Raw genomic sequence first — 15,818 nt, 5'->3', positions numbered from 1 at the left:
GCTTGCGGGATTTTTTTATCTGAAAAGAGCGGAAAACGAGACTCGAACTCGCGACCCTAACCTTGGCAAGGTTATGCTCTACCAACTGAGCTATTTCCGCATTGGATGACTCTCCTTTTTTGAGGAGTAAAGTGCCCAGAACAGGACTCGAACCTGCATGCCTCTCGACACACGCACCTGAAACGTGCGCGTCTACCAATTCCGCCACCTGGGCATAAGTCATCTTCAATACATCTGAAAGAGCGGAAAACGAGACTCGAACTCGCGACCCTAACCTTGGCAAGGTTATGCTCTACCAACTGAGCTATTTCCGCAATGTATAAAAGCGTGAAGAGAAGGAGACTCGAACTCCCACGACATAATTGTCACTACCCCCTCAAAGTAGCGCGTCTACCAATTCCGCCACCTCTCCAACTTACTTTCAACAATTCAAAGAACCGACTGCTTTACCTTGGTGCCCAGAACAGGACTCGAACCTGCATGCCTCTCGACACACGCACCTGAAACGTGCGCGTCTACCAATTCCGCCACCTGGGCATAGGTAATTGCAATCTAAACTGCGTTGAGCGGAAAACGAGACTCGAACTCGCGACCCTAACCTTGGCAAGGTTATGCTCTACCAACTGAGCTATTTCCGCGATTGCGGATGCAAAGGTAGATATTTTCCTTAAACCTGCAAACATTCTGCAGACTTTTTTCACACAGAAAAGTGTACATTTTCGCCAGGCATACAAGCAGACTTTTGATTATCAACTCATTCGCCCACGATAATCTTCATAAGAAAATTGCTTGAAAACTTCAGCTTTTCCTTCTTTTGTCCACATTGCAATGGCCGGATGGTGAATTCCATTGAACATATTCGTCTTTACAGTGGTGTAATGTATCATGTCCTCAAAGACGATTCTCTCCCCTATCTGCAGCTCATGGTCGAAACTCCACAGTCCCATATAGTCGCCGCTCAAGCAGGAGTTTCCTCCAAGGCGATAGACGTAAGGGCCCGCATCGCCCATCTCCGCTCCACGCACTGCAGGCTGATAGGGCATCTCCAGACAATCCGGCATGTGGCACGTAAAGCTAACGTTGAGAATGGCGGTACGAATGCCGCGGTTTTCCACAATGTCCACTATCTCCGAGCTCAGCACACCGGTCTGCCAAGTAAAAGCGGAACCGGGCTCAAGAATGATTTGAAGATGTGGATAGCGCCCCTTCAAGCCCTGCAACAGACGGACAAGATGCTCTACATCATAATCCTTACGCGTCATCAGATGCCCGCCTCCTAAATTCAACCACTTAATCTGTGAGAACCAGCGGGAGAATTTTCCTTCCAAGTGCTCCAATGTGTGTTCCAGCTCGTAGGAAGAAGACTCGCAGTGACAATGACAGTGAAAACCTTCAATACCCGCCGGAAGTTCTTCGGGAAGCTGGTCGGCCATTACACCGAAGCGGGTACCGGGTGCGCAGGGATTATAAAGCTCCGTTTCCACCTCAGAGTATTCAGGATTGATACGGATACCGCAGGAAATGCCGCTTCCCTCCGCCACCACTACCGGATAAAAGCGGTGGAACTGCGAAAGCGAATTGAAAGTAATATGGCTGCTGCACCGCATTATCTCCGGAAAATCGGCCTCGGTATAGGCAGGCGAGTACGTATGTGCCTTACTTCCGAACTCCTCCAATGCCAGACGGGCTTCGTAGACAGAACTTGCCGTAGAGTGGTCTATATACTCCCTGAAAATGGGAAAGGAACGCCACATGGCAAATGATTTGAAAGCGAGGATTATCTCCACACCTGCGCGGTCGGCCACACTTTTTATCAGTGCGAGGTTCTTTCTCAGCAATCCTTCTTCCATAATATAGCAGGGAGAAGGGAAAAGGGAAAAGTCTTTATTTGTCATTCTTCTATCTATATTTACTATTCTAAATTGTCCGTATGTATCGTTCTAACTGTCTTTTTTAAGATACCACAGTCCTACACTCATGCCATCATCCTCTTACAAGTATCCCGCCTCTGTGTGAGACAAAAGATGCGTACTATCCTATGACAGCACTTTGAAACGCGCGAAGCGCAGCAAAAGTTGTTTGTCTCCCGCATTCTTGAAGCGGATGGTGGCTTTCGCATTGTCTCCTTCGCCCTCCACTTTCAAAACTTCACCCAGGCCGAAACGTTCGTGCTCTATCAGTTGTCCCTGCTGTACACGGTTGGCAGACGCGCCGGCAGAAGGCGATGTACTTGCCGTATTTGCAGAAGGCGCCACCCGTTTCAGGTTACGTGGAACGGTCGGCGCAATAATCTGCTGCTTCGGCCGTACAGACACACGCTCTTTTCCTCCATACGGAGCATCTTCCCTATCAGGCGCAAAGCCTCTGGCGTTCTCCCTGCGGAAAACGGCAGCTTCCTCCTCTACCCTGCGGAACATTCCCGCATCCTGAGGCAGGCGCAGGAACCGTACGTCTATATCCTTCAGAAAACGGCTGGGACTGCCAAACTCCATCTTGCCGTACCGGAAACGCGTCTTTGCATACGATAGGAAACAGTGTTCTTCGGCACGTGTGATGGCTACATAGAACAGCCGCCGTTCTTCCTCCAATGCCCGGGGAGAGTCACCCACCATGCTGCTGGGAAAAAGATTCTCCTCCATCCCCACTACAAACACATTCTTGAACTCCAATCCCTTGGCCGAATGTACAGTCATCAGGGTTATCTTCTCATCGTCCCCATCCTTATCCGAATCCTGGTCGGTAAGAAGGGAAACTTCCGAAAGGAAGTCACCCAACAACACGTTAGAGTTTCCTTCCTCCTGCCGTTGGGCGCAAAAATCACTCATACCGTTCACCAGCTCCTCTATATTCTCCTTACGGCTCAGATTCTCGGGAGAGTTGTCTTGACACACATCATTGATGATGCCCGATTGGCGAATAATGTCAGCACCAATCTCGTAGGCATTCTTCTCCGCAGCATCTGTGATAAAGGCAGATATAAGTTCGCGGAATGCCTGCAACTTTCCCACCGTACCTTTATTGAAGTTCAAGCCATACGCCAACGGCTCACAAAGCACGGTCCACAAACTGACATTGTGCCCGGTGGCGGCAGCAATGATTTTTCCCACTGTCGTATCTCCGATACCCCGTGCAGGATAATTGATAATACGTTTGAAAGCCTCTTCATCATTGGGATTCACTATCAGACGGAAGTAAGCGATAACATCTTTGATTTCCTTGCGTTGATAGAACGACAAACCTCCGTAAATACGGTAAGGCATACTGCGTTTGCGCATGGCTTCCTCAAAAATACGGCTCTGCGCATTGGTACGGTAGAGTATCGCAAAATCAGAGTAGGCATAGCGCTTTTCACGCCGCAGTTCAGCTATCTTATTCACCACAATATCCCCTTCTTCCACGTCACTGTATGCCTGGTACACACCGATGGCCTCTCCCTTCTCCTTTTCCGAGAACACTTCCTTGCGTATCTGCCACTGGTTCTTTTCTATCAGGCTGTTGGCCGCGCGGACAATGGTCTGGGTGGAACGGTAATTCTGCTCCAGCTTGAAGACCTTCGTATCGGGATATACTTTCGTAAAATAGAGAATATTGTCAATATCGGCACCACGGAAGGAGTAGATACTCTGTGCATCATCCCCCACCACACAGACATGCTGATGGTTCTTGGCAAGTTGCAGCACGATGCTGTGCTGTGCAAAATTGGTATCCTGATACTCATCCACCAGAATGTAACGGAACTGGTCTTGATAACGCGCCAACACCTCGGGGTGGTCCCGGAACAGCAGGAATGTGTAGAACAGCAAATCGTCGAAGTCCATCGCATCCGCCTGCCGGCAACGCTCCCAATATCTCTGGTAGATGTCGCGAAGCGCCGGAACCTTGGCAGCACGGTCTCCTTCGTAAGTCTCCTTGTTGTTGGCATAGCCTGCCGGAGAAACCAGATGATTCTTGGCATTCGAGATACGCGCCTGCACCATCCCCGGCTTGTACACTTTCTCATCCAGCCCCATTTCCTTGATAATGGAACGTATCAGGCTTTTACTGTCCGCCGTATCGTAAATGGTAAACTGCGAAGTGAAGCCGATATGCCCGGCCTCGACATGCAGAATGCGCAGGAATATGGAGTGAAAGGTTCCCATCCACAGATGGCGCGCCCTCTCCGGCCCCATCTGACGGGCTATACGCTCCTTCATTTCGCGCGCCGCCTTGTTGGTAAAGGTCAATGCCAGAATGTTCCAAGGCTGGTAGCCATTCTCCAGCAGATAAGCAATCTTGTAGGTCAGCACGCGCGTCTTTCCCGAACCGGCACCGGCTATCACCAGTGACGGACCGTCATTGTATAACACCGCGTTCCGTTGTCCTTCGTTCAGTTCCTCTATATAATCGGGCATATCCGTATAATCTTAAAATGATGATATTTTTCCTTCCTTTGTTTTTACGGAGGCAAAGATAAAAAAAGCTTCGGAGACGTACGAACATTTCTATAGGTTATAGTGTTTATATAGTAAAGTTCCAAAATTAAATAATTGAAACTTATGAATACAATATTAACGATTTTAATGATAACAGTTATGACTTACGAAATGCCAAAACTTCCCTACACTAACAATGCACTGGAACCTGTAATCAGTCAGCAAACCATAGATTACCACTACGGTAAACATCTGCAAACCTACGTGAACAACCTCAACAACCTCGTTCCGGGAACGGAATTTGAAGGCAAAGACCTGGTAACCATTGTTGCCACAGCACCGGACGGTGCCATCTTCAACAATGCAGGACAAGTGTTGAACCACACATTATACTTCTTACAGCTTGCCCCGAAGCCTGCCCACAGCGAGCCTACCGGCAAGCTGGCAGAAGCCATCAAACGCGACTTCGGCAGCTTTGAGAATTTTAAGAAGGAATTCAACGCGGCAGCTGTCGGCTTGTTCGGCTCCGGATGGGCTTGGTTGTCTGCCGACAAGAACGGCAAACTCCACATCACCAAAGAAGCCAACGGTAGCAATCCGGTACGCGCCGGTCTTGTTCCGCTACTCGGATTCGACGTGTGGGAACATGCCTACTATCTTGATTACCAGAACCGCCGTGCCGATCACGTAAACGAATTGTGGAGCATCGTTGATTGGGATGCGGTAAGTAAAAGATTCAAATAGACCAACGAGGTCCCACAAAGCCATGTGAAGGACGCCTTCTTGAGTTATAAAGACGCAAGAAGGCGTTTTCTTGTTTAAAGCAGCCATCTAACATATTTTAAAGAAATTCCTTGGCTTCTACCATAAGTATTCATTAACTTTGCTAAACTTAAAAGTTAAACGAAAGAAATGAAACTCATCGTAGTAACAGCACCCACATTTTTTGTGGAAGAAGACAAGATTATCACGGCACTATTCGAAGAGGGGCTGGATATTCTACATCTGAGGAAGCCGGAAACTCCCGCCATGTATTCAGAACGACTTTTAACGCTGATACCCCAAAAATACCATAAGCGCATCATTACTCATGAACACTTCTACCTACAGGAAGAATTCAGCCTGATGGGGATTCATCTAAACACCCGCAACCCCAAAGAACCGCACGATTATTCAGGACACATCAGCTGTACCTGCCACTCGCTGGACGAAGTGCGGAACAAGAAACATTTTTATGACTATCTATTCTTGAGTCCGATATATAATTGCATCACAAAGACCGGAGTTACATCAGGCTTTACAGCCGAAGAACTACGACAAGCAGAAAAAAGTAAAATTATAGACAGCAAAGTCATGGCTTTGGGAGGCATTACCTCCGATAACATCCTGGAGATAAAGGATTACGGATTCGGTGGTGCCGTTATAATGGGTGACTTATGGAATAAATTCAACGCCTGCACCGACCGCGATTATCTGGAAGTAATCCGCCACTTCAAGAAGCTGAAGGAAATGGCTGATTGAGAGCGCAGGTAAATCAAAATTTACCGTACTCTTTGTATTCAATACCGGCAGGCAACGTAAAATAGAAAGTGGAGCCTTCCCCTTTCTTGGACTCCACACCTATACCTCCCCCATAGTGTTCCACAATGGATTTAGTGATGGAAAGCCCCAACCCCGTACCTTTAATATTGTAGTTCATCTTCACAAACCGTTCAAAGATGGCATGTCTTCCCACTTCATCAATGCCACAGCCTGTATCTGCCACATAAAAATAGAAGTTATGATTACTCAATCTCCTACAACCGATTTTCACACTGCCCATCTCCGTAAACTTCAAGGCGTTCCTCACCAAGTTACCTATAACTTGGGCAAAGCGCACGCGATCTACCACCAAACGGCATTGAGGCAGCCGTTCTACAAACTCCACCTGAATACCTGTGGGATGCGAGCGCATATTCTCTGTCGTGCAGACTTCATCAATCAGCGCGTTCACATCCGCTTCTCCATCATTATATTCCAGGGTCTTTGCCTCAATCTTTGAATAGTCCAGCAAGTCATTGACCAGTTGCAGCAGCGAGTCCTTGTTATCATTAATCTCTTTCAGGAAAGCCATACGGGTTTCTCTGTCCAGATCATCCATTTCGGCAAGCATAGTTGTAAAGCCTACAATAGCATTCAAAGGAGTACGAATTTCGTGAGTCATATTAGCTATGAAAGCATCCTTCAGCTGGTTGGATTCTTCGGCAACCTCATTAATGCGCTGCAACGTCTTCAACCTTTTGCTTTTACTGATGGAAATGATTATCATGATGACCAAAAGCAGAATGACAATCATGCCAAAACTGTATATCAATGCTTCATCCTTCTGATAGAGGCCGCTGGTCCAGACATCATATGCTGCCGTAATTGTTAGCATCATCGTTTATTGCTTGCTTATTGGAAAACTATAAAATTATAGGAAGCAAATATACTAAAGAAAATACAAATAAATTAATAGAAACTACAGTTTTTTTTCCAACAAAATGGGCCGCATGCCATTACCAAGTAAAGCATGCAGTCCATAAATTCATTATTCAGTATTATTGGTATCAGCCTTCAATGGCAGCCTGTGCCACTCTAATATAGCTATGAAAATCAATTGCAAACACTTCCTGTGTAAGCAAATGTTTATTTAAAGTTTAAAGTTTGATGGATTTTCCATCATGACTTAAAGGCATCGTTGAAAAGCTGGCTTAACTATCAGATGCTTACACTATGCTGGTAAGCTCTGAGCCTGCAACTCATATCTATTACTTCACTAAAATCTTGTACTCACCACAACCTCTACCAATCTCTCCAGACTAGGCAACTATGGTTAATACTATGGTTATTTCTTTATTGGTTCACCCACCTTCTCCTTATAGAAGGATATCTTTAGATAATTGTATGCTACTTATTCCTTTCTTATGGGTTAAGAATATATACAATGCATAGAACCATTTCTTTAATGATACATGACTACCTTCAAACATTGTACCAAGAGTAACCGTAAATCTTTTCTTACATTGTTTACATTTATATAGTCCTTTAAATTCTCCATTAGACTTTAACTTATAATGCTCTTTCGTTTGACAATTACAGTGTGGGCAAATTGGTTCTCCATGCCATTTAATATCTTCAAGAAATTCTCTGCATAATTTTTCATCATAAAAGGATTTCATCAAATCAATAAATGACTTTACTCCTCGCATTTGTTTATTCTTCTTTATTATTTCTACAATATTGATTATTTCTGTTTCCAATTGACATGTTATTTTTATTATATAAACATAATAAAAAAAACCTAACACACAGAATATAAGTTATTAAAAAATAGATACTTAAATAAAACAATTGGGTATAATTATCATATACATATATCCTGTAATTATTGCTCATTTAAACATTAACCAAGTGCTTCCAATACGATACTTGGAACACTTGGCTTTTATCTGAGTATAATTATCATATCTATATAAAAAATAGAACCCGACTGCCGGAAACAATCAAGTTCTTAATGCAAATTTACCAGTCTCCCATAATCAATTCGATTAAGGGGTTAATCAGCCAAATGCGCTATAATATTTGGCAGATTTTTACTGTAAAACATAAAACGCTGTGAAGCGTTCTAATCAGTTTTTTTAATTTGGTCATAATTGTAATCTCTCTATTTAAGGAGATTACAGTATTTATTTACCACTTTTTACCAAAATTGGCTGATTTACATAAAGGAGCATTATTTAACCTTTACAAATCGGTTTTCAGTATCAGAAAACCGATTTTTTATCGAATTTCGACTATTATCCATGATATTAGAAACAAAGTTTAACAGAACTAACTTTTCGATTCACTTGAAAACAGGCATAAAAAATAGGGAAACCTAAAAGATTTCCCCTATTGAAATAAGATATAAATAGATAGAATTAAAATTAGTATATTAAAGTATATAATTGGGAAAAAAGAATTCGCTTCATACAATCAATACTTCGGTTAAAAGAAACCGATTCTTTAAAACTAAACATAGAAAATGCAAACATCTTTAAAGGCCTTTCCTATTGAAACTCTTTAAGCTAATCATGCACTAAATCAAAAACTATATTTTCATGAAGAGTATTTATTGTTCACGGACATATGTTCTGCGATTTGCTCCCACTCCCTTTACAACGATTTTCTTCCAATGCCTAGGCAGTGCTGAAGGCAACTGTTTAATACCTTCATCGGTCAAGTCCAAACCACAAAAACCATTAATCACCATCTGAAGCAATCCGCCTGCCCCAGTAGTAAAATAAGGATTTGTTCCTCCTGCACCTTCAGAGATTACCCCGAAAGGCGGCAACTGATTTGGCCGGAAACTACGCACGAACAATTCGTAGGCCTTCTCACCATCACCCAACCGAGCATACTGCAGAGCCAATACAGAATAAGACATGGCAGGCCCTGTTTTATCGATTTTGGGCTCATAGTAGAGTAAATCTCTCTTTATTTCCTCTGGTTGAGTTATGACTTTTAACGGATATGCCAACAAGTTCGCATCTGCCTGTTTAATAACCTGACCATCATATCCATCATATTCTCTAGTCACTCCATCTGAGAATCTGGGTATTCGCAGTCTCTCTGCAATAATGTTCCAAGAAACAGGGGGTGCTACACCACAAAGAACTGCCGCTTTGGAAGCATCTTGCAGAGCGCACATCGCAGCCGCATTGGTAAATGCATTATCATTGACCCCCTCAGCATACTCATCGGCACAAACTACATTGCAAATTGAGTAAGAACCGTCTTCATTCTGCTCCACACGGCTTGACAAGAATTCAGCCACTTTTTCCATCAGAGGATATCCTTCTTCTCGCAACCAACGCATATCACGGCTCATACAATAATAATCCCAAGCAGCAATAGCAATATCTGCCGATATATGATGTTCAAAAGGACCTGTCAAGGCAAAAGTAGGACATGATTCCTCACCAGCATCGTCACTTTCCCAAGGGAACATGGCACCATCATAACCATAGCTAAATGCCCGCTGACACGCTGGTTTCAGCCGATCGGTACGATAATCCATCATTGAGCGTGCTATTCCCTGATTGAGAAAAAGCATAGGAGGAAACATCCAAAACTCCGTATCCCAAAAAATATGTCCATTATACCCTTGCGATGTCAATCCGAACGGTGGTATGCTCAAGCGACTACCTGAACGAGCGCTTGAATATAAGTGAAAAAGAGCAAAACGCACGGCAAGCTGCGCTTCGGCATCACCTACAATTTGAATATCCCCTTCCCATAACTCATTCCATTGTTTCAAATGTAAATCCATCAGCCTATCAACCCCTTCCTTAGCTCCATAAATAACCTCTCGATCGGATTCATTGCAAGGATCTATAAAATCACGATGCGTACAGACAGCACCTAACAAAGCAAAAGAAAATGTTTCTCCTTTCTTTAGATCCTTTGTAAATACGTTTCGACCATTACCAGTCTCTGTAACTTCCGTTTCATGCTCAAAAATGAAAGTCGAAGTAGCAGAGACCTGCAGTTTTCTATGCCTAGTCAAAGCGGAGGTACGTAAAAGTTTCAAATTGAGTCCAAAATCCTTAATACTCTTCCGGTGCACTACAGGCTGCAAAAAATCATCGGGGACATCAGCACTATTTTCCACCGACAAGCCGACAGGATCTAAAGCTTTTACGTTCACTCTCACCAAACCTGCATAAGGCATACTGCGCAAGGCGCAGATACTATAAGATACTTCCAACTTATTGGCATAAACAAATCGAGTCTGGTGTATGGCTTCTTTCATATTGATACATTGTTCCCAATCGGATAAAAGTTTTCCATCCAATACTTCCCCATCCACTTTCATATCTATACAGAACGGGTTAATACCACAAATCAGCCTACTAACATCATGTGGAACACCTGCATCAAACACATGATTCAGTACTACCTGCTTGACAGAGAAAGGTTCTTTCCAAGGTAAAATACCAATTCCTCCATTTCCTACGGCAGTACCATAATAGGTGCTATGATAATCTGATGTCTTTATACTCCAAAACAGATCTTGGGCATGAACAAAAGTAAATCCACACACTATCCATATCAAAGCTAACAGTATATTTTTTTTCATAACTATATTATATCTAATACTAATGTTCTAAAAGCGAATATGATACAAAGAAGACAGATAAAAGCTATTCTGCAAAAAATGTTTTAGACTGTACGTCCCGACTATTTGTACCTACCATGACTTCAAAATCTCCAGGTTCATAAACATATTGCAATTTCGAATTGTAGAATTTTAAATCCTCCTCTGCAATTACAAACTTAACTTCACGGCTTTCCCCCTTCTTTAAGAAAATGCGTTCGAATTTCCTCAGTTCCTTTACCGGACGAACAACATCGGCATAGATATCACGCAAATACAATTGCACGACTTCATAACCATCATAACCTCCTTCGTTTCTAACAGTAACAGAAACAATTATTTTTCCACCTTTCTTTAAAACATTAGAACTTAATACCATATCGTCATATCGGAAATGGGTATAACTCAATCCATAACCAAATGGGTATAATGGGTCATTGCTATCTTCTAAATAATTACTTGTATAACGATTAAACGTACATCTATCCGGATCAGGACGACCTGTATTGTGACTATTGTAATACAACGGAAGTTGCCCTACAGAACGTGGGAATGAAGTCGTAAGCTTTCCACTGGGACTCACTTTTCCAAACAACACGTCAGCAATGGCATCTCCAGCTTCACTACCAGCAAACCAAACATTTAGAATGGAAGGAACAATAGCTGATTCTTCAACTAGCACTAAAGGACGCCCCGTGAAGAGAAGCAACACAACAGGTTTTCCTGTTTTGACTAATGCTTTTAACAAGTCACGCTGAGCATCTGGAATTTCCAGCATAGTTCGTGAAGCAGACTCCCCACTCATCTCAGTACATTCACCCAAAGCAGCTACAATAACATCTGCTCGGGCAGCTATCTGCAATGCTTCTTTCAATAAAGTCTGATTATTTCCACGGTCCAATGGACGCATACCCGCAGCTGCCTTTTCAAGATTTTCATCATAGAAAACATTACTTCCTTTAGCATAAAGGACTTCTCCTTTATCACCTACCGCATCACGAATCCCTTCGAGTAACGTACGATGTTTAGAAGGAGTACACATCATACTCCACGTTCCACACATATTATTACGTGCATTAGCCATCGGACCAATCAGTGCTATTTTTCCTTTAGTAGAAAGGGGAAGCAATGACTTCTCATTTTTTAGCAGAACAAATGTTTCAGATGCAATGCTGCGAGCAATAGAACGATGCTCAGTAGTATAAAGCTGTTTCGATGCTCGTAGGGTATCACTATATTTATAAGGATTGTCAAACAGCCCTAATTTATATTTAGCTTCCAATACACGACGACAAGCCATATTGATTTGTTCTTCAGTCACTTCTCCCTTTTGAAGAGATTCTTTCAATGTGTTCAGAAAACCAGAGGATACCATATCCATATCCGTTCCTGCCTGTAGAGAACGTGCTGATGCTTCTTGCAGAGGAGCAATACCGTGCGAAGACATTTCGGCAATGGAATTATAATCTGTAACCAACAACCCTTTGAATCCCCATTCTTTTCTGAGCAAGTCAGAAATCAACCATTTATTCGCAGTGGCTGGAATTCCATCAACAATATTGAATGAGCTCATAACACTACCCACCCCGGCATCTACAGCTGCTTTATAAGGAGCAAGGTATTCATTATACATTCGTAATCGGCTCATATCTACCGTATTGTAATCACGTCCTGATTCTGAGGCTCCATAAAGAGCAAAATGTTTTACACAGGAAAGAATTTCATCGTTCCGTTGTAAATTGTTTCCTTGATATCCCCGTACATAGGCCTTTGCCATTAAAGAACCAAGATAAGGATCTTCTCCACTTCCTTCTGCTATACGCCCCCAACGTGCATCACGACAAATATCTACCATCGGACTGAATGTCCAATTCACACCATCTGCACTAGCTTCAATAGCAGATATGCGAGCCATTTTTTCGACAGCTAACGTATCCCAACTACACGAAAGAGCCAATGGAATAGGGAAAATTGTTTCATAGCCATGAACTACATCTGCACCAACAAGCAAGGGAATTTTCAGCCTACTTTCTTCCACGGCCAAACATTGTAATTCGTAAATTTTATCGATGCCTTTCACATTAAAAAAGCCACCTATCTCCTGCTTACGAATCATTTCACTCAGTTCTCCATTTTTCACAGTTCCTGTTGTGATATCACCCCCAGAAGGCAAATTCAACTGACCAATTTTTTCACGCAACGTCATGCGATCCATCAAATCACTGACACACTTATCCATTTGATTATCAGCTACATCAATTCGAGGAGAGGAACATGCTTCTCCTAATATAGCAACAAGGAATGCTAGAAGAAAATGCCAATATGTTTTCATATTCAGATTAACAATTATTGTTTTTATTCTATAACAGCAGCAAAACCACCGTTTCTCTTCATGGTAATAGTAATAGACGAAGTCTTTGTAACGGGAGTCTGCTTGTGTCTATAATCCATAGCTTGCCGATTAGCATTAATGCCATCTTCAAAACTACTCATTCGATAAGAGCGCCCTTCTTCCAGAAAATCAAGAGGAATTTCAAATTTCCTTTCCTGTACTGCATTGTTGGTTATACCTCCAATAAACCACTTCTTCCCCTTGCGCTTGGCTACAATTACATACTCCCCAACCTTAGCCTTAAGCGCCTTGGTCTGATCCCAAGTTACAGGGACCTGTGAAATAAAACGAGCACAATCCTCATTTTTTCTGTAATTAACCGGATTGTCAGCCAACATTTGCAATCCACTCTCAAAAAGAACGAATGTAGCTAATTGAAAAGCCCGTGTTCCTACACCCGCCGAATTTGGACGTAAAGCACTGTAGAGTTCAGGTTGCATACTTATCATGGGTCCTGGTGTGTAATCCATAGGGCCTACCGCATTACGCATAAAAGGAAGGTATACAGTGTTATCTGGATAACATCCCCTCATATGTTCCAGACCTTTCACTCCTTCATAGGAAACGACATTGGGATATTTATATTCTAAACCTCCAGGAGTAAAAGATCCATGAAAATCAACTAGGAGATGATGCTTAGCAGCTTCTTTAGCTACACGTTCATAGAAATTCACCATCCACTGGTCACTTCTATCCATAAAGTCGATTTTAACCCCTTTAATCCCCCAATCTTCGTAAGTCTTGAACAAATCAAAATTTTGTTCCACAGCTACCCACGATAGCCATAAGATAATGCCTACATTCTTGTCTTTTCCATACTGAATCAATTCCGGTAAGCGCATTTGTGAATTGGGCTTGTTAGGATTAAGCACAGTTTCAGCCCATCCGGCATCCATTACAATATATGGAACATGAAAGGATGAAGCAAAATCTATGTAATATTTATAAGTATCATAATTGCATCCCGACACAAAATTAACATCTGGACCATAAAGAGCTGCATCATGCCACCATTCCCAACTAGCCAACCCTGGCTTAATCCATGAATTGTCTTCAAGAACACTTTTAGTAGCCAATTTGTAATTCATGGTGTTTTCAATGAGCTGGGAATCGTCGCTACTAATAACAAAATAACGCCATGGGTAATTCCGATTTCCTTCAGTTTTTGCTATATAATCAGCCTCTTTAGTAATTTTCATACTCAGATTTCCATCTTCTGCAAACTCCAAAGGTGCTTTGGGGAAAACGGCATTAAATCCATTATAACCATTTCCCTTTAAAAACATACAAGGATAATCAAAACGATCGGATTCGCCCACCAATATTTTATATTGCTTGCGAGTATCAATCAAGATGGGAAGTACGGACATCTTGTCCGTACCCTTCCATTCTTGACAGGTAACATGTGTATACTCTTCTTCATAAGGTGTTTTAAAACCTGAAGGCTGTTGTAAATGGAGCAGATACTCTTCTGGAAAGGAAATAGCAAAATCTTCTCCAAGTACCTCAACCTTATTGGTCTTACGAGTAATAAAACGATAAGCTACCCCATCATCAAAAGCGAAGAATTCAACGGAATAACCTTTGAAATCAAGAGTAAGAGCATTATAACAACTCGTAATAGAAGAGAATTTAAGAGGAACTACAGGCTTCAACTCTTTTGAGAAGCTATTACGCTTCTGTCGCAACAACTTTGGGTTATCTCCCAAAATTTCATCATCTAATAATAAGCGAAGATAATTGTCCTTTAATAAAACTTCATCATTATAGTAAATATCATAATAAATCTTATCTGATAAACAAAACTCCACTTTTATAGTCTTTTCAGGAGAAAACAAAGTCATTTTTTTCTTGCCATATACTGCCGTAGCAAGTAGCCCTATTAACAATAACAGATAATATTTCTTCATACACATGTTTTATTATTTTTGTGAGAATGATGATAAAACGTGATTATACTCCTTTTCACTCAACCGCACCATAGCCCCATGCCGGGAGTCGGGAATCTTACAATCACAAACTACCCATTTTTCTGCCTCTATATGCTCAGCATCAAAACGTACATACTCGTATGGATATCTTTCTGAAAAAATCATCCATCCCTTACCATCGGGTTTTGGCATGAGAATAGGAGCTTCAAAATAAGTACTGGGAGTAGTGACAGGGTGCTTTGGATTTATCAAAGCATAAGAGCCGGTCAAGCATGATGACTTAGCCAATCGAATAGATTTCCCTGTAGGTACACCATCTTCCGGCCACCTTTCGTCCTTAATAACCGCATAGTAGTTTTTACCAATTTTGCGGATTATGACATCAATAGTGGCCATCTCAGATTCATCCTTGTCTGAAAAATCAAACAAACGTTTTGGAGAAGAAAAAGAGCTAAAATCTTCAGTTAGCACATAATATGTACGCATGCTTCTCCATTCATCATCTCCTTTGGCTCCTTTTTTAGCTGCATGCCACGTAACAATATACTGTCTGGAATCCTCATCATAATACAATTTAGGTGCACCGAACCAATTTCTTTCAGTATAATAATTATCAGTAAGGATAAAAGGAGATACTGGAAGTTCCTTTTCAATACTCCAGACTACAAGATCACTTGAGGTCCAAAGCAATGGTTTCTGGTTTTTCTCTGAAACACCGATCATATAATACCTATTGTCATGACCTTTGATTATATCAGGATGTCCTCTGTATTCAGCATTTACTCGTTGATTATTATTCAGTTTAGTCCATTTGCGTGCATCTCTACTTATGTAGTAGTACATATGCCCATAGTCTTCATGTCGCATATGGGCAAAAAGGTACCCTCCCTGAAATTGCGTATTATGAGACTGTCCCTGAACAT

9 protein-coding genes, 6 tRNA genes and 1 pseudogene are annotated in these 15,818 nt (G+C 42.1%); 2 read left to right on the top strand and 14 right to left on the bottom strand.

Annotation, left to right across the window (positions count from 1 at the left end):
• Nucleotides 1-27: 27 nt before the first annotated feature.
• The 8 genes from JXR92_RS11690 to JXR92_RS11655 all read right to left on the bottom strand — a co-directional run bounded on the left by JXR92_RS11690 (nt 28) and on the right by JXR92_RS11655 (nt 4,391).
• Nucleotides 28-100 (bottom strand) — tRNA-Gly (locus tag JXR92_RS11690).
• Between the two features lie 32 nt (nt 101-132).
• A tRNA-Leu gene (locus JXR92_RS11685) sits at nt 133-214 on the bottom strand.
• 27 nt (nt 215-241) lie between these two features.
• Nucleotides 242-314: transfer RNA gene (locus JXR92_RS11680), tRNA-Gly, on the bottom strand.
• 14 nt (nt 315-328) lie between these two features.
• A tRNA-Leu gene (locus JXR92_RS11675) sits at nt 329-412 on the bottom strand.
• A 40-nt stretch (nt 413-452) separates the two neighbouring features.
• Nucleotides 453-537: transfer RNA gene (locus tag JXR92_RS11670), tRNA-Leu, on the bottom strand.
• 28 nt (nt 538-565) lie between these two features.
• Nucleotides 566-638 (bottom strand) — tRNA-Gly (locus JXR92_RS11665).
• A gap of 111 nt (nt 639-749) precedes the next feature.
• Nucleotides 750-1,895: a carboxynorspermidine decarboxylase gene (gene nspC / locus JXR92_RS11660; protein ID WP_035448315.1), complete on the bottom strand. Its 1,146-nt coding sequence runs from the start codon at nt 1,893-1,895 to the stop codon at nt 750-752.
• A 141-nt stretch (nt 1,896-2,036) separates the two neighbouring features.
• Nucleotides 2,037-4,391, bottom strand: coding sequence for an ATP-dependent helicase (locus tag JXR92_RS11655; protein WP_138346069.1), 2,355 nt, complete (start codon nt 4,389-4,391; stop codon nt 2,037-2,039).
• A 144-nt stretch (nt 4,392-4,535) separates the two neighbouring features.
• Here JXR92_RS11655 and JXR92_RS11650 point away from each other — a divergent pair, with 144 nt between their 5' ends.
• Both JXR92_RS11650 and JXR92_RS11645 read left to right on the top strand, forming a co-directional pair.
• A complete protein-coding gene (locus JXR92_RS11650; RefSeq protein WP_117599469.1) occupies nt 4,536-5,156 on the top strand; it encodes a superoxide dismutase in 621 nt (206 codons plus the stop codon).
• Between the two features lie 168 nt (nt 5,157-5,324).
• Nucleotides 5,325-5,933 carry a thiamine phosphate synthase gene (locus JXR92_RS11645; protein WP_117599468.1) on the top strand — a complete coding sequence of 203 codons (609 nt, stop codon included), beginning with the start codon at nt 5,325-5,327 and terminating at the stop codon, nt 5,931-5,933.
• A 13-nt stretch (nt 5,934-5,946) separates the two neighbouring features.
• On the opposite strand, the gene JXR92_RS11640 is transcribed toward JXR92_RS11645, so the two are convergent.
• The 6 genes and pseudogenes from JXR92_RS11640 to JXR92_RS11615 form a co-directional block, all read right to left on the bottom strand.
• Nucleotides 5,947-6,831 carry a sensor histidine kinase gene (locus JXR92_RS11640; protein ID WP_117599467.1) on the bottom strand — a complete coding sequence of 295 codons (885 nt, stop codon included), beginning with the start codon at nt 6,829-6,831 and terminating at the stop codon, nt 5,947-5,949.
• A 487-nt stretch (nt 6,832-7,318) separates the two neighbouring features.
• Nucleotides 7,319-7,693 (bottom strand): annotated as a pseudogene (locus JXR92_RS11635) (transposase); the annotation flags it as partial.
• Nucleotides 7,694-8,544: 851 nt separating this feature from the next.
• On the bottom strand, nt 8,545-10,554 hold the full coding sequence (locus tag JXR92_RS11630; protein WP_117599466.1) for a glycoside hydrolase family 65 protein: 2,010 nt from the start codon (nt 10,552-10,554) through the stop codon (nt 8,545-8,547).
• A 64-nt stretch (nt 10,555-10,618) separates the two neighbouring features.
• Nucleotides 10,619-12,904: a beta-glucosidase BglX gene (gene bglX, locus JXR92_RS11625; protein ID WP_117599465.1), complete on the bottom strand. Its 2,286-nt coding sequence runs from the start codon at nt 12,902-12,904 to the stop codon at nt 10,619-10,621.
• A 23-nt stretch (nt 12,905-12,927) separates the two neighbouring features.
• Nucleotides 12,928-14,874 carry a glycoside hydrolase family 97 protein gene (locus tag JXR92_RS11620; protein WP_119961877.1) on the bottom strand — a complete coding sequence of 649 codons (1,947 nt, stop codon included), beginning with the start codon at nt 14,872-14,874 and terminating at the stop codon, nt 12,928-12,930.
• A gap of 12 nt (nt 14,875-14,886) precedes the next feature.
• The gene (locus JXR92_RS11615) at nt 14,887-15,738 is read right to left on the bottom strand and encodes a glycoside hydrolase family protein (protein ID WP_226791157.1); all 852 of its coding nucleotides are present in this window, start codon (nt 15,736-15,738) and stop codon (nt 14,887-14,889) included.
• Between the last annotated feature and the right edge of the window lie 80 nt (nt 15,739-15,818).

Origin of the sequence: Bacteroides parvus (genome assembly GCF_017309675.2) — a bacterium.
Lineage (GTDB): Bacteria > Bacteroidota > Bacteroidia > Bacteroidales > Bacteroidaceae > Bacteroides > Bacteroides uniformis.
Note: the sequence above shows the minus strand (reverse complement) of the source record. Positions and strands in the feature narration are given on the sequence as shown.

Coding starts and splice junctions, on each gene's coding strand:
- nspC (WP_035448315.1), bottom strand. CDS start 1,895: ATGACAAATAAAGACTTTTCCCTTTTCCCTTCTCCCTGCTATATTATG.
- JXR92_RS11655 (WP_138346069.1), bottom strand. CDS start 4,391: ATGCCCGATTATATAGAGGAACTGAACGAAGGACAACGGAACGCGGTG.
- JXR92_RS11650 (WP_117599469.1), top strand. CDS start 4,536: ATGAATACAATATTAACGATTTTAATGATAACAGTTATGACTTACGAA.
- JXR92_RS11645 (WP_117599468.1), top strand. CDS start 5,325: ATGAAACTCATCGTAGTAACAGCACCCACATTTTTTGTGGAAGAAGAC.
- JXR92_RS11640 (WP_117599467.1), bottom strand. CDS start 6,831: ATGATGCTAACAATTACGGCAGCATATGATGTCTGGACCAGCGGCCTC.
- JXR92_RS11630 (WP_117599466.1), bottom strand. CDS start 10,554: ATGAAAAAAAATATACTGTTAGCTTTGATATGGATAGTGTGTGGATTT.
- bglX (WP_117599465.1), bottom strand. CDS start 12,904: ATGAAAACATATTGGCATTTTCTTCTAGCATTCCTTGTTGCTATATTA.
- JXR92_RS11620 (WP_119961877.1), bottom strand. CDS start 14,874: ATGAAGAAATATTATCTGTTATTGTTAATAGGGCTACTTGCTACGGCA.
- JXR92_RS11615 (WP_226791157.1), bottom strand. CDS start 15,738: ATGTACTACTACATAAGTAGAGATGCACGCAAATGGACTAAACTGAAT.